Origin of the sequence: Psychromonas sp. psych-6C06 (assembly GCF_002835465.1) — a bacterium.
Taxonomy (GTDB): domain Bacteria; phylum Pseudomonadota; class Gammaproteobacteria; order Enterobacterales; family Psychromonadaceae; genus Psychromonas.
Map to the genome: position 1 here is coordinate 417,204 of NZ_PIZM01000001.1, position 21,954 is coordinate 439,157.

Genomic DNA, 21,954 nt, shown 5'->3' on the forward strand with positions numbered 1-21,954 from the left:
AAAAAAGAGAGCTTTGCTCTCCTTTTTTCGTTAAAAATTACTACTTACTGTGACGCTCTTGCAATTTTGCTGCAATGTCAGAGAGTTGTAGCCCTTCATTTTGTAATAATACTGTTAAGTGATAAAGAAGATCTGCACTTTCACAAGTCAGCTCATCCATATCTTTTGCCATTGCGGCTAAAGCGACTTCAACGCCTTCCTCACCTACTTTTTGTGAAATACGCTTAGTACCTCGTGCGTATAATGACGCAGTGTAGCTGCTTTGTGGATCCGCACCTTTTCGGCCCGCAATCACTTGTTCTAAATCAGCGATGAACGTTAATGCTGGGTGTAATTCACCTTTGAAGCAACTTTCTGTACCTAAGTGACAAGTTGGCCCAATAGGATCAACAATCGCAAGTAGCGTATCATTATCGCAATCGGCGCTAATTTCTAGTACGTTTAAAAAGTTACCAGACTGCTCTCCTTTACACCATAAGCGTTGTTTAGTGCGGCTAAAAAATGTCATTTTTCCAGATTCTAGTGTCGCAGTTAATGCTTCTTGATTAACATAACCGAGCATTAATACCTTTCCTGAAGTTCGGTTTTGCACGATCACTGGCATTAGGTTATCTACTTTTTCCCAATCCAGCGATACTAATTGTTGTTCGTTCATTAAGCTCATAGTCTAATCTCAACTTTTTCTGTTTTAAGGTAAGATTTTAACTCACCTATATTAATTATCTGTTTGTGGAAAACACTTGCCGCTAGTGCACCATCGACATCTGCAGTGTTAAATACGTCAGCAAAATGAACCATTTCACCTGCGCCACCAGAGGCGATTAATGGCACGGTACAAATTGTACGTGCTTGGCTTAATTGCTCGATATCATAACCACAACGAACACCATCTTGGTTCATTACGTTAAGTACAATTTCACCGGCACCACGAGATTGAACCTCTTTGATCCAATCGAAGGTATTCCATTTAGTGGTCACTGTTGCTTTCTCATTACCGGTAAACTGCTTAACTTGATGTTGGCCGGTAGCTTCATCAAAGTATGAGTCGATACCGATGACGATACACTGCGTGCCAAATTTTTCAGCAAGACGATTAATTAAGCTCGGATCAGCAAGGGCAGGGCTGTTGATTGATACTTTATCTGCGCCAAACTCAAGAATACGTTTAGCATCCTCTTCAGTTTTAATGCCACCTGCTACACAGAAAGGAATATCAATCACTTCTGCAACACGGCTAACCCAACTTTTATCAACAACGCGATCATCAGAACTGGCGGTGATATCGTAAAATACTAATTCATCAGCACCTTCTTCTGCATAACGTTTTGCCAGTGGTACGATGTCGCCAACAATTTCGTGATTACGGAATTGAACCCCTTTTACGACTTGGCCATCTTTAACGTCAAGGCAAGGTATTATGCGTTTTGCCAGCATTTTATCGCCTCCTTCACATTGAACTTACCTTCAAGTAAAGCACGACCAACGATCATGCTATGTGCACCTGAACGAGCAACATCTGCGATATCATCAAGTGAACCAATGCCACCTGAAGCCTGCCAAATAATACTCGGGAATGCCACTACAAGCTCTTTATAAAGCGCTACATTTGAACCTGCTAGAGTACCATCCTTTGAAATATCGGTACATAATACGTGCTTTAGACCAACTTTTTGATAAATTTCAAGTAGTGACTCAATGGTTTGACCACTGTCTTCTTGCCAGCCTGATACCGCTACAATTTTATTACCTTGATCATCAATATTGATATCAAGTGCTAATACAATGTGTTCAGGGCCATATTTTTCAACCCAACCAGAAACCATTTCTGGTTCTTTTACAGCTGTTGAGCCGATAACGACACGATGTGCGCCTGCATCTAACAAACCTTTTACATCTTCTTCAGTCCGAACACCACCACCAATTTGAACTTTTGCTGGGGTATTTTTAATGAGGCTTTCAATGACACTTAATTGACGCTTAGTGACATCTTTTGCACCGTCTAAATCGACAAGATGAAGCCATTCTGCTCCTTGTTTATTGTAGATAGTGTATAAGCTTTGAGGGTCTTCGCTATAAACAGTTTTTTGTGCGTAATCACCTTGGTATAAACGAACTACTTTACCGTCGATTAAGTCTAATGCTGGAATAATCATTTTAAAGCTCCAAAAAGTTTTTAATTAATTGAGCACCGGCTTTCCCTGAGCGCTCTGGGTGAAATTGCACCCCATAAAAATTGTCTTTATTTACCGCAGCTGTAAAAGGCGATCCATATTCACAACTAGCAATCGTATTGTCATTCACAGGTAATGCATAGCTATGTACAAAGTAGAAATAACTACCCGCTGGAATATCTTTAAATAAAGGATGATCCAATTTTGGTGTTATCTGATTCCAGCCCATATGTGGTAAACGAAGTGGGGCTACGTCCATTTTTTGCACATAGCCTTCTACCAAGCCAAGTGTGTTGATGGTTGTTTGATCACCAAAACCTTCTTCAGAGCCCTCTGCTAGCATTTGCATGCCCAAACAAATCCCTAGTACGGGTTGTGTGAGTTTAGATACCTGCGCGACTAAATCACGTTCAATAAGATTTGCCATCGCTTCTTTTGCGGTGCCAACACCGGGTAGAAAAAGTTTATCTGCCTTTTGTAAAATTTCAGGATCTTTACTAACTACGACTTCGTAGCCTAAGCGCTCAATTGAAAAGCGAACCGATGAGAGGTTCGCGCAACCTGTGTCAATTATAACGATCATAAAACACCTTTACTTGATGGTAAGTCGGTACCAATAATCTGTACACTTTGGCGAAGTGTACGACCGAATGTTTTAAACAAACCTTCAACCATATGATGGGCGTTACCATTTTCAACTTCAAGGTGAAGCGTTGCACGCATCGCTTGTGCTAATGAATAGAAGAAATGCTCAACCATTTCGGTTGACATAGTACCTACTAATTCACGTGGGAAGTCTGCTTTAAACTTAAGGTAAGGACGACCTGATAAATCCAGAGTACAACTTGCTTTGGTTTCGTCCATCGGCAGAACAAAACCGAAACGGCCAATTCCACGTTTATCGCCTAGTGCGATATTTAATGCTTCGCCTAAAGCCAGCGCAGTGTCTTCAACACTGTGGTGATCATCAATGTGTAAGTCACCCTTAACATTAACGTTCATTTGGAAGCCACCGTGTGTTGCGATTTGATCTAACATGTGGTCAAAGAAGCCCATGCCAGTATCAATGTTGTTTTCCCCAGTGGTATCTAAGTCAACAAAGACATTAATATCTGTCTCTTTTGTTGTGCGTGTAACAGTTGCTATGCGTTCTCTTTTTACCGTTAACTGTTTAACAATCTCTTTCCAACCATTGTTTTCTTTATTGTACAGAATACCGGTAATGGCCATGTTTTCGGCTAAGCCGATATCCGTTTGACGATCGCCAATCACATAGGAATTCTTATGATCGATACGGCCAGATTGTAAGTACTCTTTTACCATGCCTAAATGAGGCTTACGGCAACTGCAGTTATCTTCTGGAAAATGTGGGCAAAGTAGGGTGGCTTCAAAGTTAACACCTTGTGAAGCAAAAATATCCATCATCTTATTTTGTGGAATATCGAAATCACTTTGTGGGTAGCTGTCGGTGCCCAAGCCATCTTGATTAGAAACGATGACAAGGATATATCCCGCATCTTGTAGCGCCAGTAAACTTGGAATGACGTAGGGTTCAAAAACCAGTTTTTCTAAGCTATCTACTTGCTTGTCACTGATGGGCTCATCAATTAATGTACCGTCACGGTCGATGAAAAGAAATTTTTGTTGACTCATTTTTGCTTCCTACAGTGAGTTTAATGTTTTAAGTGTTGCTTGCATCTCGTCGACATTGCCGATGCTGATACGAATACAGTTTTTTAGGCGATTTTTAGCTGAAAAGTCACGCATAATAATGCCGTTTTCAGTAAAGGCTTGCCAAATTTTTTGCGAGTCATTAAATCGCGCTAATACAAAGTTTCCTGTCGCAGGGAACACCTCAGTAACGCAGTCTAATTGTTGCAGCGCATTTGCTAACACCATTCTATTATTATTTAAGATCGCAACACGTTCGCGCATTACTTCTAATCCTTGCTCAGATAATGCTTGCGTTGCAATTTGTGCAACCGGATCGGGTACTGGGTAAGGTGCGATGACCTTGCTCATCATTTCAATCACTGATCGTTGTGCAAGGGTAAAACCACATCGAATTGAGGCCAATGCAAAGGCTTTTGAAAGGGTGCGCGTAATAACTAAATTTTCATGTTCTTGAATCAAGTCTGCTTGGCTTAATTCCGGGCAAAACTCAATGTAGGCTTCATCTGCAACGATTAATGCTTTACCTTTAGTTGCAGTTAGCAACTTAGCAAGTTTCGCTTTATCAAGCATGTTGCCTGTTGGATTATTAGGTGCGCATAAAAAGACAATTTTTATCTGACTTTGTGGTGCATTGACCGCTTCTTCGACGGCTTTATAATCAACATCAAAGTTAGCATCTAAGGCCACTTCATCAACCTGTACACCACAGGTTTCAGCACTAATCACATACATCCCGTAAGTAGGGGGACAGATTAAAATACTATCGCCTTGCTTTGATTCAGTTGAAGGGTCACAAAAGGTACGAATTAAAATCTCGATGCTTTCATCCGCACCGCGACTAGTCAGCACTTGAGCATTATCAATTTGAGCGCCATAGTGAGAAGCATATTTAGCGTAGGCTTCAATGAGGGCCGGTGGCTGAAATTCTGGGTAGCGATTCAAATGGCTACAATCTAGTTGATATTCACTACAGTCAGGTGCTTCATTAGCATTTAACCAGACATCTCCATTACCACCAATACGGCGAGCAGAAAGATAAGGGGTTAATGCCTGTATATTTTTGCGGGCAAGGTGTTTTATATCACTCATCGGCTTCATCTTTCCTAGACTAGTCTACTTTAAGGGGCAAACAGCCCCATTTTATTTATCAGCTATCAGCTATCAGCTTCCTGCGTTGAGTTTATCCATACGTATTGTCACCGCACGCTTATGAGCTGTTAGCCCCTCTGCGTCAGCTAAACAAGTCACTGTTGGTGCAAGGCGACGTAGGCCTTCTGCACTTAGCTCTTGTACGGTATAGCGTTTTACAAAATCGGCTAAACCAAGGCTTGAATAGGTGCGGGTATAACCGTATGTTGGTAAAACATGATTTGTTCCACTTGCATAATCGCCGACAGACTCGGGCGTCCAGGCTCCTAAAAAGATTGAACCGGCATTTTTTAAATGTGGTTGAAGAACACGTGGATTTTGTGTTTGAACAATCAAGTGCTCCGGTGCGTAACGGTTTGATATTTCAATCGCTTCGTCAATATCAGCGCACACAATACTAACACTATGTGCAATCGCTTTCTCAGCGATCTCTTTACGTGATAACAGCGCTAATTGTTTTTCAATTTCAATGGCTGTTTGCTGTGCAACTTTTGCACAAGGCGTCACCAATATAGATTGTGAATCGTGTCCGTGTTCAGCTTGCGATAATAAATCTGAGGCGATAAAGGCAGGATCTGCATCGTGATCTGCAATCACCAACACTTCAGAAGGTCCTGCTGGCATATCGATCGCAGCACCTGCAAAATCATTACTCACTTGGCGCTTTGCTTCAGTGACGAAAGAGTTACCTGGGCCAAATATTTTATCAACTGCACCAATTGTTTCTGTGCCATAGGCTAATGCTGCAACAGCTTGGGCGCCACCTACAGTATATATTTCATCTACACCACACAAGGAAGCCGCATATAAAATTTCATCGGCAATCGGTGGTGGGGTACATAAAACTAAACGTGAACAGCCTGAAATTTGCGCTGGCGCACCAGTCATAATTACGGTTGATGGAAGTGGTGCACTACCTCCTGGAATATATAAACCTACTGATTCAATCGCTTGAGTATGCATTTCACAAACCACTCCAGGCATAGTTTCAACGCGAATAACATCTTGCACTTGTGCTTGATGAAATTTCACTACCTGCTCATAAGCGGTTTTTATTGCTTCTTTAATATCACTACCTAAACGTGCAGTTGCCTGTGCGATATCATCAGCCGTTTTGGTGAAGTTATCACCTTCTAATTTATCAAATCGTTTAGTGTAATCAAGTAATGCCACATCACCTTGAGTACGTATCGCTTTAATAATATCTGCGACAGTATTACCAAGAGATGCGGAATCTGACATTGCAGGACGAGAGAGCAATTGTGTTTGCTCTCTCTCTGATAAACCTGCCCAAGTTACCGTTTTCATGCCGGTAGGTTTAGCTCCAGTAGACATGGTCTTTACTCCATCATCTTTTCAATTGGCAATACTAAGATTGAGCTTGCACCCAACGCTTTAAGTTGCTCCATTGTTCCCCAAAATAGGTTTTCAGTACTTACAACATGTAAAGCAACGTGATCATCACTACCTGCAAGTTCCATCACAGTTGGCAGGTCTGATCCTGGTAAAAGATCAGTGATCGCTTTCAGGTTTTCTTTTGGTGCGTTTAACATGATGTATTTAGACTCTTTAGCTGTCTGTACACCATCGATACGGGTTAGAATACGATCAACAAGTTCTTGTTTATCTGCTGACAATGCTTCTTCACGTTGCATTAATACTGCTGTAGAGCGGTAGATAACTTCTACCTCTTTAAGACCATTCGCTTCTAGCGTTGCGCCAGTAGATACCAGATCACAAATCGCATCTGCAAGACCTGCACGTGGAGCAACTTCTACAGAACCCGTTAACATACAAGATGTGTAAGGTACGTTTGCTTCTTCCATAAAGCGTTTTAAGATATGAATATAAGTGGTTGCAATGCGTAGACCAGATAGTGATTGTACGCCTTGGTAATCAAAGTCATTATCAACAGCAAGTGAGAAGCGGCAACCTCCAAAATTAAGTTCTTTAACAACTTTATGTGCCGTTGCTTCGCCAGCAACTTCACGCATCATGCTTTCTTCTTCAAGTACGTTTTGCCCGATAAAGCCGAGATCAACAACGCCATCCATAATAAGGCCTGGAATATCGTCATCGCGTACACGTAAAATATCAATTGGCATATTTTCGCTGTGTGCAATTAAACGTTGGGTATTTAAATTAACTTTGATACCACATGCTTTTAGTAGTTTAACCGTCGAGTCACTTAAACGGCCTTTCTTCTGTATTGCGATTCTTAAACGTTGCTCTGACATAGTCATTTTCCTTGCTGTAAAAACTAAAAAACCCTCGGGAGATTGAACTTCCGAGGGTTTATATTTGTTGTTAACCACTGGAAGCACATATAAGCTCTTCCAAGAATAAAAATCCTGAAAGATTAGGTAATATGATGATGGTGTGCTTTCAGAATAACTTTCTTCATGGTGTAAATAATCTCTCAATTTAAGTGTGGTTAGAATATCAATCCCAACATTAAAAGTGAACTGTTTTTTCGCTTTTAACTGTCTTTATTGCTCAGAATTTACCTGATTATCAGTTTGTTGCTCATTTTCTAGCGCTTCAAGTTTAGCGCGCTCTGCTTTTGATACATATTTTGCTTTATTACTAGGGCTTTTCTTCGCATTCATTTTTTTAATACGAGCATTGAGAATTTTGTTTAATTTTTTCTTACGGTTCATGATTATTTCCTAGCTTTGTAAAGATTTGCATTGTAAAGAAGTAGTGGCTAAATACAAGTGAGTTTGTAGGAATATCAAACAACACATTTTGTTAGCGACTTAAATGTTTTCTTATTTTCATCATAAATCATGTGTTTTTACGATGATTATTTATAAAAGGCTGACTTATACTACATTGCTAAAGTTGCACACTTATCATTGAAAAGGAACCAATTATGATCACTAAAAATTTGCCTCTTACCGATATTCATCGTCATCTTGATGGCAACATTCGTATTGAGACAATATTAGAGCTAGGTGAAAAGTTCGCGATGGAGCTACCAGCTAATACCATTGATACACTTCGTCCTTTTGTGCAAATAGTTGAAACTGAACCGAGTCTAGTAGCGTTCTTATCGAAACTAGATTGGGGGGTGGCTGTACTAGGTGATTTAGATGCCTGTCGACGCGTCGCCTATGAAAATGTGGAAGATGCAAAAAACGCACGAATTGATTACGCTGAATTACGCTTTTCACCTTATTACATGGCGATGAAGCACAATTTACCTATCGCAGGAGTCGTAGAAGCGGTTATTGACGGTGTACAGGCTGGATGCCGTGATTTTAACCTTAAAGCAAATCTCATTGGTATTTTAAGTCGTACTTTCGGACAGCAAGCCTGTGCGCAAGAGTTGGCTGGCTTACTTTCGCAAAAGCAACATTTGGTGGCGGTTGATCTCGCGGGTGATGAATTAGGTCAGCCAGGGGAACTGTTCACTGAGCACTTTAAGCAAGTTCGAGATGCAGATTTACAAGTCACTGTACATGCCGGTGAAGCAGCTGGGGCTTCCAGTATGTGGCAGGCAATCAACGAACTGGGGGCTGTGCGTATTGGCCATGGCGTAAAAGCCATTGAAGATCCTAAATTGATGGATTATTTGGCGATGAATAACATTGGTATTGAATCATGCCTTACGTCAAACATTCAAACCAGTACGCTCGCTGATATTAAACAACATCCAATTAAAACATTCCTAGAGCATGGAGTTTTAGCCTCGCTGAATACGGATGATCCTGCTGTTGAAGGTATCGAGCTACCCTATGAATATGAAGTTGCTGCCCCTCAAGCTGGGCTTAGCGTTGACCAAATTCGTCAGGCACAAATTAATGGTTTAGAGATCGCCTTTTTGTCTGCGCAGGAAAAACGAGCTTTACGTGAAATGGCACTGGCAAGATAAGTGAACATAATGCTGACTCATAGAAGCGTTATCATACTTTGAATTAGTGAGTGATGATTTTTAATATACAGAGCTTTTGGGTTGTGTCATTCAAGGCGATTTATCGTGGCAATAACTTCTGATTGTTACGGTAAATTGCCCCCCAAAACCCACAAAATAGGGAGATTGTTTCGTTTTGCTTATCCAGAACTGAGAATATCTATCAAGCTTTACCTCTTCTGGCCGATAATAGAATTATGGTCGCATTTATTGCATGGAGGAGGGTATGAGCCAACATCTAATAACCCAATTTATCAACCGCAGTTACCAATTTAAGCCTTTCAATGATGCTAAGATTGAGAATCATAAACTGAAAAAATATGATTCATCTAATCGCCAAAATAATAGCTCTCCTGAAGATATTGCTGAGAGTACACATGCTTTACAAAAGATCAGAGTAAAATCGAAAGAAGAAGCAGTGCCTGATACAGAATCAAAAATTGATATTACTGTTTAAGCTTTTCAATCTTATTAATATTTCTTAAGTGTCGGTTGCTTGCTTTAATCGGGATTTTAGTTGGGGGCGTCTTTTTTTCTGCGCGTAAATGTCGTAGTGCAAGAATCGGGTGTTTTAATATCATTCTAGGGCCTGCATAACGCATAATTTTTTTAGCTAAGGCTAGTTGCTCTGGTTTGTAACAATGGATTGGACAACGATTACAGGTAGGCTTATTTTGCCCGTAGGGGCAACGATCTAATTTATCATTAGCATAGCTTAGAAACGCCTGACATTCCGAGCATAGTTGATTTTTTTGATGAAAGGCATGGCAATAAATCGTAACCATTGCATGGATTGTTTTGAATTCAAGACCTAACAGTTCGGGTAATGGATGCATTAAGATTCTTCTTATTCACTATAATCTAACGTAGAATACAGGCAATTATACCGTCAGCAAGAGCAGTTACTTTGATCTCATCATTTTTCTCCCCATCGGGTGCGTTAAGTCAAATATTACCTCATTTTATCGCCCGTGAAGCACAAGTTGAAATGTCAGAGGCCGTGGCTTCTGTAATCAAAAGTAAAGATCAGCTAGTCGTTGAAGCTGAAACGGGTACGGGTAAAACTTTTGCTTATCTAGCGCCTGCATTACTCTCCTTTGAAAAAAGTAATGGCTCAAAAATTATTATCTCTACTGGTAGTAAAGCACTGCAGGAACAACTTTATATTAAAGACTTACCTTTGCTTATTAAAGCAACCCAATTCACCGGCACCGTGACGCTATTAAAGGGACGCAGTAATTATCTTTGTAGTGAACGGTTAAATCGTTTTATGCTGGAAAGTAAACATAAAGAGCGCTCGCTTCAGGTTGAATTAGTGAAAATTAAAAATTGGTCACTATCAACAAAAACAGGTGATATCGCTGAAATAGATGATCTTGCAGAAGATGCTTTCATTATTCCTGCTATTACGAGTAATAACGACAATTGCCTTGGACGAGAGTGCCCGAGTTTTGAAGACTGCTTTATTGTTAAGGCGCGTCAAAAAGCGATGCAATCAGATGTGGTTGTGATAAATCACCATCTCTTTTTTGCTGATCTTGCGGTTAAAGAAACAGGGTTTGGTGAGTTAATACCAGAGGCGAGTGCCTACATTTTTGATGAAGCACATCAATTACCTGATATCGCCAGTCTTTATTTTGGAGAGTCTCTTTCCAGTCGCCAGTTGTTAGAGCTTGCCAAAGAGATCGATTTTGTCTATCGCACTGAATTACGTGAGGCAAAACAGATATCTAAAGCTGCCGAGCAGCTTCGGGTTGCAACACTTGATTTTCGCCTTGCCTTCGCTATTGATAAAGGCACGGGAAGTTGGCGTGAAAAGTCGAGTGAGCGCGTGATGCAATTGCATGCACAACGTTTATTACAGATAATGGATTTTTTAAATGAAGTACTGCTCGAGCGACTTGGTAAAAGCGAAGTATTAGATCACTGTTTTGAACGGTTAAATCAATTTACATTGTTGTTTAAAAAACTCAATGCCGTTAACGAAAGTGGTTTTAGTTATTGGTATGATTGCACACGTCAGCACTTCTCTTTGAATATTACCCCTTTGAGTGTGGCAACACGTTTTCAAATAGAGTGTCAAAAAAAGCAAGCAAGCTGGATATTTACCTCGGCGACGCTGTCCGTGAAAGGTAAATTTTCCCATTTTACTGAGTTGTTAGGGCTTCAAGAAAGCCAATGTTTACAATTAAATAGCCCCTTTAATTATGCACAGCAAACGTTGTTTGTCGTACCACGTCTTCTACCTGAACCAGGCACACCGGGTCTTGCTACTAAGTTGGTTGAACAGCTAGCCCCCGTTATTCGCGCCAGTAAAGGACGCTGTTTTTTTCTTTGTACTAGCCATTCTATGATGAATCAGTTAGCTACGGGGTTTCGCCAAACATTAACCATGCCGGTGCTATTACAGGGCGAAAAAAGTAAACAAGCATTACTTGAGGAGTTTGTTGAACACGGTAATGCTTTATTAGTTGCTACAGGCAGTTTTTGGGAAGGGGTTGATGTGCGCGGTCAGGCATTATCTTGCGTGATTATCGATAAAATTCCTTTTAGTTCACCTGAAGAGCCATTATTAAAAGCTCGTATTGAAGATGCACAGTTAAAGGGTAAAGATCCATTTTCCGATGTGCAACTACCACAGGCAGTGATCACTTTTAAACAGGGCATTGGTCGTTTGATTCGTGCTGAGCAAGACAAAGGGGTATTGATTGTCTGTGATAATCGCTTAGTGACACGTAAATATGGTAATCTTTTCTTGAATAGTTTACCGTGCATGCCACGGACTCGCTCACTCGATAATGCGATCTCATTTTTAAAAAATATAGAGTAAACAGGTTTTAAAATGTCTAAAAAATTAAATATATTATGTGTTGATACCTCTACTGAAGCTTGCTCAGTTGCCGTACTAAAACAAAATGAGAGTGAATCCATTATTCACGATAGCTTTATGTTTGCCCCCCGTGAGCACACTACTAAGATATTACCTACTGTAGAATCAGTGTTAGCAGAAGCTAGTTTATCGATCGCTGAGATCGATGTGGTTGCCTATGGCCGGGGTCCTGGTAGTTTTACCGGAGTGAGAATTGGCATCAGTATTGCACAAGGTTTAGCATTTGGCATTGAAAAGCCGATGGTCGGTGTGTCTACTTTACAAGCAATGGCGCAACAGGCATACAAAAAAGATGGTGTTTCAGATGTTTACGCTGCCATTGATGCGCGAATGGGGGAAGTGTATTTTGCACATTATCAATTAATTGGCGAATTAATGACGCTTCAGCGTGAAGAGTTAGTCATCAAACCAGACGAGCTTTTGGCGCTTAACTTAACAGTTGCTAAAAAATCTGCGCTAGTAGGTACTGGATGGCAAGCATATCCTGTACTTTTAGACTATTTTAAGGAAGCAAGTCAATTAGATATTGAGTTTCCCTCTTCACGTTTTATGATGGCGCAAGTGATCGCAGACGTTGAAGCTGGATTAGCAGTACAACCAGAATTAGCAGCACCGGTTTATCTGCGTGATAAAGTGACTTGGAAAAAACTACCTGGACGAGAATAATAACGCATTTTATTGAATTAACTTTTTGGAAAGCGGATGGCAATTGTAAATAACACTGGGTTTATTAATAAACCACTTCACACTCATCAGGTAGGTAAGAGCGCAACCAATAAAAATGTTGCTTCTTCGAATGTGAGTGAAGTGACGCCTGTCGTTAAAAAAGCCAAAGCTGAACAATTTTCTATGGTGCTTTCAGAAAAACAAAAAGATACTCTGCATCAAAGTTTGGGTTATGATCAGCCAAGTCCCAAACAACTCGGTGCAGTACATGCGTATATGCAAGTCGCTGCACAAGAGAAACGAGAATCAGTTATGGAAAGCATGAGTTTTCATTTTGTCGTGTAATTAGTTTTTATTATTTAGGCACTTTTTATGTTTCGTCGTTATATAAACCATCTCTGCGTTATTTTATTTATTTCGCTTTGTAGTTCACCTCTTTTTAGTCAACCCTACTTGGTCAGCCTTAACGAAGAACAAACTGTCCAGTTAGGTAACCTGATATGGAAAAATGAGGGACAACAAAAATTAGCACATTTAACGACCTGGAATGAAAATGAAGATTTTCCTTCGTTAGGTATTGGACATTTTATTTGGTATCCGACTGTGGACAAGGGACCATTTAAAGAACAGTTTCCACAACTCCTAACGTTCATGAATGAAAATGGTGTTGAACTTCCAACTTGGTTAACTCAAACCTCAACAGCGCCTTGGTCATCTCGCGAAGCTTTTTATGAAGCGTTTGATGGGCCACAGCTTACTGAACTACGTCAATTTTTAAGCGAACAACTAGCCCTACAAACACGCTTTATTATTTTACGTCTTGAGAAAGCGATACCGATTATTCTTGACAATAGCACTGCGCTTGAACAACTGGTGATCAAGCAGCAACTTACACAACTTTCGACACCTGAAGGTATCTTTACGTTACTTGATTATGTGAACTTTAAAGGTGAGGGAATCAATCTAAGTGAGCGTTATCAAGGACATGGCTGGGGGCTAAAGCAAGTATTACTCGCGATGCCAATCAACTATGAAAATCCACTACGTAGTTTTGGCTTTGCTGCTGATGAAGTACTGACACGACGAGTTAAAAATGCACCTCGTGATGAACTGCGTTGGTTGAAAGGGTGGCGTGTGCGCGTCCATGCTTATCAAAATATTAAAGTCACACGTTAAGTCACTATAAAAATAACTTATCCATTTTAATTATTTATCGGTACAATAGCGTACTTGTTATTTGTTAACTCACTTATTTTAAAGGTCATTATTATGTTGTATCGCATTATGCGCAGTTTCTTATTTATGTTAAACCCTGAAAAAGCACATGATCTTTCGATCAAGCAACTAAAAATGACTCATGGCACCATCTTAGATCTTTTTTATCGTCAAAAAGTGCATCAACGTCCTGTTGAAGTAATGGGGATAACATTTCCAAATTCCTTAGGGCTTGCTGCTGGTTTAGATAAAGATGGTGAATGTATTGATGCCTTTGGTGCGATGGGGTTTGGTCATATCGAAATAGGTACTGTAACGCCTGTGGGCCAACCTGGTAATGAATCTCCTCGTTTATTCAGAGTACTTGAATCTGAAGGTATTATTAATCGCATGGGGTTTAATAACCATGGGGTAGATAACCTTATCAATAATGTTAAGCAAAGTAATTTTAAAGGTGTTATCGGTATTAACATTGGTAAAAATTTTTCTACACCAGTAGAAGAGGGCAAAAATGACTACCTATTGTGTATGGATAAAGTCTATGATTATGCAGGATATATTGCGGTTAATATCTCCTCTCCAAATACTCCAGGGCTTCGCTCTTTACAGTATGGTGAAGCATTAGATGATCTATTGTCTACCTTGAAAACACGTCAGGCGGAGCTGAACAAAAAACACGAAAAGTATGTTCCAATAGCATTAAAAGTAGCGCCTGATTTGAGTGATGAAGAGATTGAGTCAATTGCAAACTCTTTACTTAAATATAAGATAGATGGGTTAATTGCGACTAATACTACTCTAGACAGAAGCATGATAAAAGGAATGTCACATGCCTCGGAAGCGGGTGGCTTAAGTGGGCGCCCTGTGCAAAGCAAAAGTACGCTAGTCATTAAAAAGTTTGCATCGCACTTGAAAGGCGAAATTCCTATTATTGGTGTGGGTGGCATTGACAGTGTTATTGCGGCCAAAGAGAAAATAGATGCAGGCGCAAGTTTAGTGCAAATCTATAGTGGTTTTATTTACCAAGGGCCACCATTAGTAAAACAAATAGTGAACAATATTTGATTAAATACTGTTCAAGGTTTAGTATTTAAGATCTGCAAATTACATCGGGTGAAGTATGGATTTTATACCAAAGTCGAACTGGCAATGGATTTTTGATCATCAAAGATCGCAATTAACATTACAAATGGATGATTATGTTATCGATATCATCTATAAAAGTAGTATGCTCGTTTTACCCGATGCTCAACCTATCCCGTTCACAGTTGAAGATGTAGCACGTTATACACAACTCTTTGAAAGTGATGCGTTAAAAGATTACCAACCTGAATATGCCTGTAAAATAATCTTACATATATTAGCTGTTGAGTTATTTCATAAGCCAATCATGCCTAAGAGCTGGTTATTTACCAGTACTGATAAACCAGCTGTAGACGATTTAGATCTCATGACCCACGTGACGCTGACTGCAAAAGGTGAGCATGAATCTGGGCATTATCTAGTTTTAGAAGATGAACAAGATTTTGTGCTTTGTATGTTATTAGATCATATTCACCAAATAAGCCCACGAAAGTCCTTGCCTCAATTTCAAATTGTTAAGGTAACCAGTGATAAGCTTACCCTAATTAAAAGCAGTACAGACAATAGCTGGCAATCTTTTCAAATAGCGTGAGATCTCATTTAACAGCAATAGTCATCTAATCTACAATGATTCTTTACCTGCATAAAAATTCATTTCGATAACTATATAATGCATATAAATTAACTAATATTGAATTTGTAGTCATACTTTGATTTTTTATAAGTTATTTATTGGTAAATATTCACTTTTCATATGCTTGAACTACTCCTTTAAATTATCTATAAAGAAGCACATTTCTATTAAATTAAAGGTTTTAAATGAATACTGAAACACATGTATCCAATCGCTGGTCTAACAAGTACGCATATATTTTAGCTGCAACGGGAGCAGCTGTTGGACTGGGTAATCTATGGAAGTTCCCATACATAATGGGCGAGAATGGCGGTGGTGCTTTTGTTTTAGTTTACCTACTGTGTATCCTTTTCATTGGTATTCCTGTAATGATGGCTGAAGTTGCTATTGGTAAGCGTGGACGCTCGACACCTGCTAATGCAGCATCAATGGTTGCTAAAGAATCCGGACAATCTTCACATTGGTCAATCATTGGTTCAATGGGGGTTTTAGCTGGTTTCTTAATTTTAAGTTTTTATGTTGTTATTGCTGGTTGGGCTGTTGCTTACGTATTTTATGGGGCGTCTGGCGAGTTTAGCGCTGCTGCTGCAGATGCAAGCACACATGCTGATACTATCGGAAGTATTTTTGGTAATTTAGTTAGTAGCGTACCTCATCTTCTTATCTACACAACATTAATTGTAGTCGCTGTTGTATATGTATTGTCGAAAGGCGTAAAAGACGGCCTTGAAACTGCGGTTACCTACTTAATGCCAGCAATGTTTGTATTATTGGTGGCAATCATGATCTATTCTGCAATCGTAGGTGATTTTGCTGCTGCTTTTGGGTTTATGTTTAACATTGATTTCTCAAAACTGACTATCGAGGGTGTATTAGTGGCACTTGGTCACGCTTTCTTCACCTTAAGCCTAGCGTCAGGTATTATGATGGTTTACGGTGCTTATTTGCCGAAAGATGTTTCAATCGCTAAAACTTCTATTATGATTGCAATTGCTGATACGGTTGTTGCACTGATTGCAGGACTTGCTATCTATCCAATTGTATTTGCTCATGGCTTAGAGCCAAGTGCAGGTCCTGGTTTATTATTCCAAGCATTGCCTATCGCTTTTGGTTCAATGCCAATGGGTGATGTTGTAGGTACACTATTCTTCGTAATGGTTGTATTTGCTGCCTTTACATCTGCTATTGCACTACTTGAATCAGCTGCTGCTTACCTTGTAGAGCGCCAAGGTCTATCACGTGGTAAAGCTGCCGTGGTTGCTGGTCTAGGTATTTGGTTATTAAGTCTATTAACCATCTTCTCTCTTTCTGGTGAGTCATGGACTTTATTAGCATTCATGGGTGAAGGTAAAACAATCTTTGATGGTTTAGATTACCTAACTGCGAATATACTATTACCACTTGGCGGTTTATTAATTTCAGTGTTTGTCGGCTGGTTTATGAAAGATGAAATCGTTAAAGAAGAGTTTAATATCTCTGAAGGTCAGTACAAACTGATCATGGTGTTATTACGCTTTGTTGCACCAATCGCAATTATCTTTGTATTTATTAATGCGATTGGTTTGTTCTAAAACAACCTTCCGTATTAACAGATTAAAAACCGTTAAGTGAAAGCTTAACGGTTTTTTTATACCAGCATAAAAAAAGCAACTCAATGAGTTGCTTTAACTAGCTAAATAGCTCAGCTACTTATACCAAATCCACTAAATAACTGATCAACCTTACTGGTTAAAAGAAGCTATTTCAGCGTTAATAATACCGTAAAGGGAACAACCATTTGCATCAATTTTCGCCTTGAACTAACTCGTTTTTCCTGCGTAATATTTGATCACTGTATTAGCGGAATTGGTATGATTTCGTTTGGTATTAATCTCGCATTGAACTAATCCATTTTGACTGCACGTAAGATAACAAACTTTTTGTTTTCAGTGACTAATTCGCAATTACCAAAGATTCGCTCAAGCTTATCTTGATAATCAAGGTGGCGGTTACCTACGATCACTAATTCTCCATTGTCCTGTAGGCAGAAATGCGCATCATTAAACATGCTCCAAGCGATATGGTCTGTGATCACTTGCTGCTGATGAAATGGAGGGTTACAAAGAATTAAATCGTAGCTACGTGGTTTAAAGCCAACTAAGCCATTATTAACAACGAAGCGAGCTGTGTCACTTTGCTCTTCTTCAAAGTTTTTAATCACGTTGATACGCGCAGAATCAACCGCCATGTAAGACTCATCAATAAAAGTAACCTGTGCATCGGAATAGGTTTCCATTGCACTCATACCAACAACACCGTTACCACAGCCTAAATCGACAATTTTTTCAAATTCACCATCGGGCAGGTTATCCATTAGATAACGACCACCGATATCTAAATGATTGCGTGAGAATACGTTGGCATGGTTATGAATTTTCCATTGCTGTTTTTCAACCTCCCAAGTGGTTGCAATTTCATCTTCTGGCACGTTTTGGCGTTCTACAAGGCTAAAGATAAGGCGAGACTTTTTCTTAGCAAGTGATGTTTTTGTACTACCGATATACTTTTCAAAAAGATCCAATGTTGAGTTGTGGATCATATTAACTTTGCCTGCAGCTACAATGATTGTATCTGGTGCAACAACTGTGCGTAATTGCTGTAGTAAGTACTCAAGGTAAGCATTTGTTTTAGGTACTTTAATCAGTACAATTTTAACATTTTCGGGAAATGTTTGCAGACAGTCTTGAAGGAGAATATTTTCCGTGGCACAGTTATTACGTTGCATATTAAGTTTGATAGAGCTTAACGAAATATAAGAGTCGGTAACGGTAGTGCGTTTGTAGTCTTGAAAGAAACAGCTTAATGCACCAAAACCATCATTGATAATCAATAATTGTCCATCTTCACCTAATTGTTTTTGTAGTTCATTTTCAGTGAAATGATTAATCAGGTATTCATCTGCAGAATCCCATGCTTGGAGTGTCTCTTTTTTATGTCTTGGGTGACGATGCAAAACTAAATTTTGCTCTGCAATCGTTAATAGTTCGTTCATAGAATTTGCCTAAAATTAGGGGTAAGAAGGGTAATAGAGTATTTTAGCTTGCTTCATGTTATTAGGTAAGTAATATCTTTCACTATATGGTTTTAATTCTGGAGTGTTGTGTGTCGTTATTTTATAAAAGCATATCTTTGTTGATAATAGTTGGTTTATTTGGCTGTGATGATAATCGTTTTACTGAAGTTATCGATGATAACTGGATTAAAGAGCCTGAAGTTTGTGAAGAAGACAGTACTGCTGTCAGCTTCAAAAAAGTGGCCTATTGGACACCTGATGAGACCGATAACATTGAGCTCATCAGGTTTAATGCGCTAACACATGTTAATTATACACATATTGCATTTAATGCTGATGGGACATTAGTTACACCAGAAGATATCGAACCACTTGAAGACCTTGTCGCATTAGCACAGGCCGACGGTGCCAAAGTGGGGATTTCACTCGGGGCATGGGCTGAACCTGATGATAGTACATTTAATGCGATCGCCATGGATAATGCATTGATCAACACTTTCATAGATAATATTAGTGATTTCTTGGAAGAATACGAGCTTGATGGTGTTGATCTAAATTGGCAGTCTATCGACTCAGATGAGGAATCAGACAAATTTAAAGCATTGCTTGAAAAACTATCTGAAGAATTGACCGAGCAAGGTAAATATTTAACTATCACTTCTCCTTCTGGTGAAGATGATAAACAGGCAAATAATCTATCTAAAGAACTTTTTGCTTATGTAGATTTTGTTAATGTGATGGCATTCGATTCTACTAATAACGATTCATTACACTCCTCGTTACAAGATGCACAAGACGCCATTACTTATTGGACTGACCGTTGCTTAATTAAAAATAAATTAGTACTGGGTATACCGCTTTATTCTGCTGGCAATGCAGTACGTAGTTATGATTATTTAATCCGTGATGATATTAGCTATGCTTGTTTAGACGAGAGTGAAAGACGTAATTATAACGGTATTCCAACGGTGATAGAGAAAACTAATTATTCGCTATTAAATGCAGGTGGAGTGATGCTTAAATCTTTAGAGCAAGATGTTTATGCACGCAATAATGATGATGTCGATTATAGTGAATATTCAATCGTCAATGTAATTAATGAGACCGTATTGGGCAATACAGTTAGTGTTTGCCAGTGATATAAAATCGGCGCATACTATGCGCCTTTAATATCACTCACTTTTCTTAAGGTATTAACCTATGCCAATTTTAGCCGCGTTAAAAGAGCGTAATAATCAAACATGTGAACTTTGTGGTGCAAGCGATGATCTTGCTATATTTGAAGTGCCACCAGTAAAAGAACCGAATTCAGATAAGTCTGTACTTGTTTGTAAAACCTGCCAATCACAGCTTGATAAAGAAGTAGCCATGGATAATAACCATTGGCGATGCCTCAATGATAGTATGTGGAGTCAAGTGCCAGCGGTGCAAGTGACTGCCTTTCGATTGTTAACGCGTTTAGCTAAAACTGAAGGCTGGGCTCAAGACCTATTGGATATGTTTTACATGGAAGATGAAACAAAAGCTTGGGCTGAATATGGTGTTGCTGCTGATAATATCGAAGAAGTCGCTCCAACGCGTGATTCAAATGGTACTGTATTAGCAGCTGGAGATAATGTTACTTTAATTAAAGATTTGGAAGTAAAAGGTGCTGGTTTTACTGCTAAACGTGGTACTCCGGTTCGTAATATTTCAATTTTAGACAACCCAGAGCAGATTGAAGGGCGTGTCAATGGCGTTCGCATCGTACTACTCACTTGTTATCTAAAGAAAATGCCTCTTTTTGAAGATTAATCCTTAAGCAACTTATTATTTTAAAAGCCTATTTTGTGATTTGTATTGTAACTTTCATACAAATGCCAACCTAGGTTTTTTTATATCTGCCATAATCGCAGTTACATTTATTTTACATGGAGTTCAGTATGTTGGAATACATCGCACTCGCCATTTTAGTGTTCGCAGCAGTGACACTTTTTTATGGCATTATCGTTATTCACGATATCCCCTATGAGATAGCCAAGCATCGCAATCATCCACAGCAGGATGCGTTGCATGTTGCAGGGTGGATTAGTTTATTTACCCTACATGTTCTTTGGCCTTTCCTATGGATTTGGGCAACATTATATCGTGAAGACAGAGGTTGGGGCTTCAATAACCCAAGCCAAACTTCAACCACTGATAAAAGCGAAAATGAAGAAAAACTTCAATCGTTAAATGAGCGTATTACCCTTTTAGAGGAACAATTAGCGCAACAGTTAGAAAAAAAAGAAGCTGATATCGCTGCTGAACAAAAATTATCACATGATTCATTTAGTGATATAGAAAGCAGTATTATTGCGTCGCAAGAAGGAAATAAATAATGGATTTGTTACTTATATTAACTTATGCGGCTATCGCAATCACTGTTTTTAAAGTGTTTAAGATTCCTCTAAATAAGTGGACAGTGCCTACCGCAGTGCTTGGTGGTGTTGTATTGATCGGTACCTTGATCATGCTAATGAATTACAACCATCCTTATTCAGAAACTACTCGCGAATACTTTGTATCTACTCCAATTGTTCCTGCGGTACGTGGCAAGGTTGTCTCAGTGAATGTTGAACCAAATGTACGCATTCAAAAGGGGCATCTTTTATTTACCATTGATCCTGTACCCTTTCAAAATAAAGTCGATGCTTTAACTGCACAATTAGTGTCTGCTGATCTGGATTACAAAAGAGCACTTGAACTCAAAAAAAGAAATATTGGCAAGCAACGTGATGTTGATATAACTAAAGCAAAAGTGGATGATTTAAGTGCAAAATTACATGATGCAGAATACGATTTATCACGTACCGAAGTACGTGCAGAAAGTGATGGTTATGTAACACAGATGCTGGTTTACCCCGGCTTATACGTTGTACCGATGCCACTTCGTCCTGCGATGGTTTTTGTTCAGTCTGACTCTTTTGCCTATGTTGGATGGTATCGTCAAAATAGTGCAATGCGTTTACAATCAGGTTTCGAAGCCGAAGTTGCATTTGATGCTGTTCCTGGAAAAGTTTTCACTGGTGAAGTGGTGCAAGTGTTGCCTGTTATTGCTGAAGGTGAAGTGCAAGCTAATGGCTCGATGATCCGTTTAGGTGTGAATCGTATGCCTGGCCGAATTCCTGTACAAATTAAAATCACAGATCCTCGCTTTGCTGAATTCGCACCAAATTTACCTGGTGGCTCATATGGGCAAAGCGCTATTTATTCAGATAGCTTCACGCATGTGGCTATTATGCGTAAAGTCATTTTACGTATGTCATCTTGGATGAGTTACTTTTTTCCTTTCCATTAAAAAGTAAAAGTAATTAAGGCGAGTTAGTTAACTCGCTTTTTTTTTGTTTAATGGATAATACTAAACAAAATGCATTTCGAGCAAAGCAGACGGATTGTAGCTTAGCCATCCTAAGCGAATTTCGACTAAACAAAGTCATTTTTCCTACACAAAATAGAGAACACAACATTAATTAGATTGTTATA

The 21,954-nt window shown here is 39.3% G+C and carries 24 protein-coding genes and 1 other annotated feature; of the genes, 13 read left to right on the forward strand and 11 right to left on the reverse strand.

The features are described from left to right. Positions 1-40: 40 nt before the first annotated feature. The 9 genes from hisIE to CW745_RS01835 all read right to left on the reverse strand — a co-directional run bounded on the left by hisIE (position 41) and on the right by CW745_RS01835 (position 7,654). Complete coding sequence (gene hisIE, locus CW745_RS01795) at positions 41-664, reverse strand: bifunctional phosphoribosyl-AMP cyclohydrolase/phosphoribosyl-ATP diphosphatase HisIE (protein ID WP_101106693.1); 624 nt, start codon at positions 662-664, stop codon at positions 41-43. Then, positions 661-1,434 (reverse strand): imidazole glycerol phosphate synthase subunit HisF, encoded by a 774-nt coding sequence (hisF, locus tag CW745_RS01800; RefSeq protein WP_101106695.1) that lies wholly within the window; start codon positions 1,432-1,434, stop codon positions 661-663. The genes hisIE and hisF overlap by 4 nt, the downstream gene beginning before the upstream one ends. Further along, complete coding sequence (hisA, locus tag CW745_RS01805; RefSeq protein WP_101106697.1) at positions 1,416-2,153, reverse strand: 1-(5-phosphoribosyl)-5-[(5-phosphoribosylamino)methylideneamino]imidazole-4-carboxamide isomerase; 738 nt, start codon at positions 2,151-2,153, stop codon at positions 1,416-1,418. Before hisA ends, hisF begins: the two co-directional genes overlap by 19 nt. A gap of 1 nt (position 2,154) precedes the next feature. After that, positions 2,155-2,754: an imidazole glycerol phosphate synthase subunit HisH gene (gene hisH, locus CW745_RS01810; RefSeq protein WP_101106699.1), complete on the reverse strand. Its 600-nt coding sequence runs from the start codon at positions 2,752-2,754 to the stop codon at positions 2,155-2,157. Next, positions 2,751-3,824, reverse strand: a complete 1,074-nt coding sequence (gene hisB, locus CW745_RS01815) for a bifunctional histidinol-phosphatase/imidazoleglycerol-phosphate dehydratase HisB (RefSeq protein WP_101106701.1) — start codon at positions 3,822-3,824, stop codon at positions 2,751-2,753. The genes hisH and hisB overlap by 4 nt, the downstream gene beginning before the upstream one ends. Before the next feature lie 9 nt (positions 3,825-3,833). Then, positions 3,834-4,934 (reverse strand): histidinol-phosphate transaminase, encoded by a 1,101-nt coding sequence (hisC, locus tag CW745_RS01820; RefSeq protein WP_101106703.1) that lies wholly within the window; start codon positions 4,932-4,934, stop codon positions 3,834-3,836. A gap of 72 nt (positions 4,935-5,006) precedes the next feature. Next, positions 5,007-6,302, reverse strand: a complete 1,296-nt coding sequence (gene hisD / locus CW745_RS01825; protein ID WP_101107071.1) for a histidinol dehydrogenase — start codon at positions 6,300-6,302, stop codon at positions 5,007-5,009. A gap of 32 nt (positions 6,303-6,334) precedes the next feature. Then, the gene (gene hisG, locus CW745_RS01830) at positions 6,335-7,231 is read right to left on the reverse strand and encodes an ATP phosphoribosyltransferase (protein WP_101106705.1); all 897 of its coding nucleotides are present in this window, start codon (positions 7,229-7,231) and stop codon (positions 6,335-6,337) included. A gap of 22 nt (positions 7,232-7,253) precedes the next feature. Continuing rightward, positions 7,254-7,375 (reverse strand) — a sequence feature (His leader region). Between the two features lie 108 nt (positions 7,376-7,483). After that, the gene (locus CW745_RS01835) at positions 7,484-7,654 is read right to left on the reverse strand and encodes a DUF2986 domain-containing protein (protein WP_101106707.1); all 171 of its coding nucleotides are present in this window, start codon (positions 7,652-7,654) and stop codon (positions 7,484-7,486) included. A 215-nt stretch (positions 7,655-7,869) separates the two neighbouring features. Here CW745_RS01835 and add point away from each other — a divergent pair, with 215 nt between their 5' ends. Together add and CW745_RS01845 are read left to right on the forward strand one after the other, a co-directional pair. Then, on the forward strand, positions 7,870-8,871 hold the full coding sequence (gene add, locus CW745_RS01840; RefSeq protein ID WP_101106709.1) for an adenosine deaminase: 1,002 nt from the start codon (positions 7,870-7,872) through the stop codon (positions 8,869-8,871). Positions 8,872-9,136: 265 nt separating this feature from the next. Beyond that, on the forward strand, positions 9,137-9,367 hold the full coding sequence (locus tag CW745_RS01845; RefSeq protein ID WP_101106711.1) for a hypothetical protein: 231 nt from the start codon (positions 9,137-9,139) through the stop codon (positions 9,365-9,367). Here CW745_RS01845 and CW745_RS01850 read toward each other — a convergent pair. Beyond that, positions 9,357-9,746: a nitrous oxide-stimulated promoter family protein gene (locus CW745_RS01850; RefSeq protein ID WP_101106713.1), complete on the reverse strand. Its 390-nt coding sequence runs from the start codon at positions 9,744-9,746 to the stop codon at positions 9,357-9,359. The genes CW745_RS01845 and CW745_RS01850 overlap by 11 nt on opposite strands. A gap of 71 nt (positions 9,747-9,817) precedes the next feature. On the opposite strand from CW745_RS01850, the gene CW745_RS01855 reads away from it, so the two are divergent. The 7 genes from CW745_RS01855 (at position 9,818) to CW745_RS01885 (ending at position 16,969) form a co-directional block, all read left to right on the forward strand. After that, positions 9,818-11,740, forward strand: coding sequence for an ATP-dependent DNA helicase (locus CW745_RS01855; protein ID WP_101106715.1), 1,923 nt, complete (start codon positions 9,818-9,820; stop codon positions 11,738-11,740). Positions 11,741-11,752: 12 nt separating this feature from the next. Continuing rightward, positions 11,753-12,466, forward strand: coding sequence for a tRNA (adenosine(37)-N6)-threonylcarbamoyltransferase complex dimerization subunit type 1 TsaB (tsaB, locus tag CW745_RS01860; RefSeq protein WP_101106717.1), 714 nt, complete (start codon positions 11,753-11,755; stop codon positions 12,464-12,466). A 36-nt stretch (positions 12,467-12,502) separates the two neighbouring features. Next, positions 12,503-12,811: a hypothetical protein gene (locus tag CW745_RS01865; RefSeq protein ID WP_101106719.1), complete on the forward strand. Its 309-nt coding sequence runs from the start codon at positions 12,503-12,505 to the stop codon at positions 12,809-12,811. Positions 12,812-12,838: 27 nt separating this feature from the next. Then, the gene (locus tag CW745_RS01870; RefSeq protein ID WP_193755515.1) at positions 12,839-13,642 is read left to right on the forward strand and encodes a hypothetical protein; all 804 of its coding nucleotides are present in this window, start codon (positions 12,839-12,841) and stop codon (positions 13,640-13,642) included. Positions 13,643-13,735: 93 nt separating this feature from the next. After that, complete coding sequence (gene pyrD, locus CW745_RS01875) at positions 13,736-14,746, forward strand: quinone-dependent dihydroorotate dehydrogenase (RefSeq protein WP_101106721.1); 1,011 nt, start codon at positions 13,736-13,738, stop codon at positions 14,744-14,746. Positions 14,747-14,801: 55 nt separating this feature from the next. After that, positions 14,802-15,356, forward strand: coding sequence for a cell division protein ZapC domain-containing protein (locus CW745_RS01880; protein ID WP_101106723.1), 555 nt, complete (start codon positions 14,802-14,804; stop codon positions 15,354-15,356). A 227-nt stretch (positions 15,357-15,583) separates the two neighbouring features. Then, entirely contained in the window at positions 15,584-16,969 is a 1,386-nt protein-coding gene (locus CW745_RS01885) for a sodium-dependent transporter (RefSeq protein ID WP_101106725.1), read from the forward strand. Between the two features lie 311 nt (positions 16,970-17,280). Here the strand turns inward: CW745_RS01885 and CW745_RS01890 are convergent, their stop codons facing one another. Next, complete coding sequence (locus tag CW745_RS01890) at positions 17,281-18,429, reverse strand: methyltransferase (RefSeq protein ID WP_101106727.1); 1,149 nt, start codon at positions 18,427-18,429, stop codon at positions 17,281-17,283. 110 nt (positions 18,430-18,539) lie between these two features. Here CW745_RS01890 and CW745_RS01895 point away from each other — a divergent pair, with 110 nt between their 5' ends. The 4 genes from CW745_RS01895 (at position 18,540) to CW745_RS01910 (ending at position 21,769) form a co-directional block, all read left to right on the forward strand. Next, entirely contained in the window at positions 18,540-19,589 is a 1,050-nt protein-coding gene (locus CW745_RS01895; protein ID WP_193755516.1) for a glycosyl hydrolase family 18 protein, read from the forward strand. Positions 19,590-19,650: 61 nt separating this feature from the next. After that, the gene (locus tag CW745_RS01900) at positions 19,651-20,244 is read left to right on the forward strand and encodes an alkylphosphonate utilization protein (protein ID WP_101106731.1); all 594 of its coding nucleotides are present in this window, start codon (positions 19,651-19,653) and stop codon (positions 20,242-20,244) included. 128 nt (positions 20,245-20,372) lie between these two features. Beyond that, positions 20,373-20,810 carry a DUF3302 domain-containing protein gene (locus CW745_RS01905; RefSeq protein WP_101106733.1) on the forward strand — a complete coding sequence of 146 codons (438 nt, stop codon included), beginning with the start codon at positions 20,373-20,375 and terminating at the stop codon, positions 20,808-20,810. Continuing rightward, entirely contained in the window at positions 20,810-21,769 is a 960-nt protein-coding gene (locus CW745_RS01910; RefSeq protein ID WP_101106735.1) for a biotin/lipoyl-binding protein, read from the forward strand. The genes CW745_RS01905 and CW745_RS01910 overlap by 1 nt, the downstream gene beginning before the upstream one ends. Positions 21,770-21,954 lie beyond the last annotated feature (185 nt).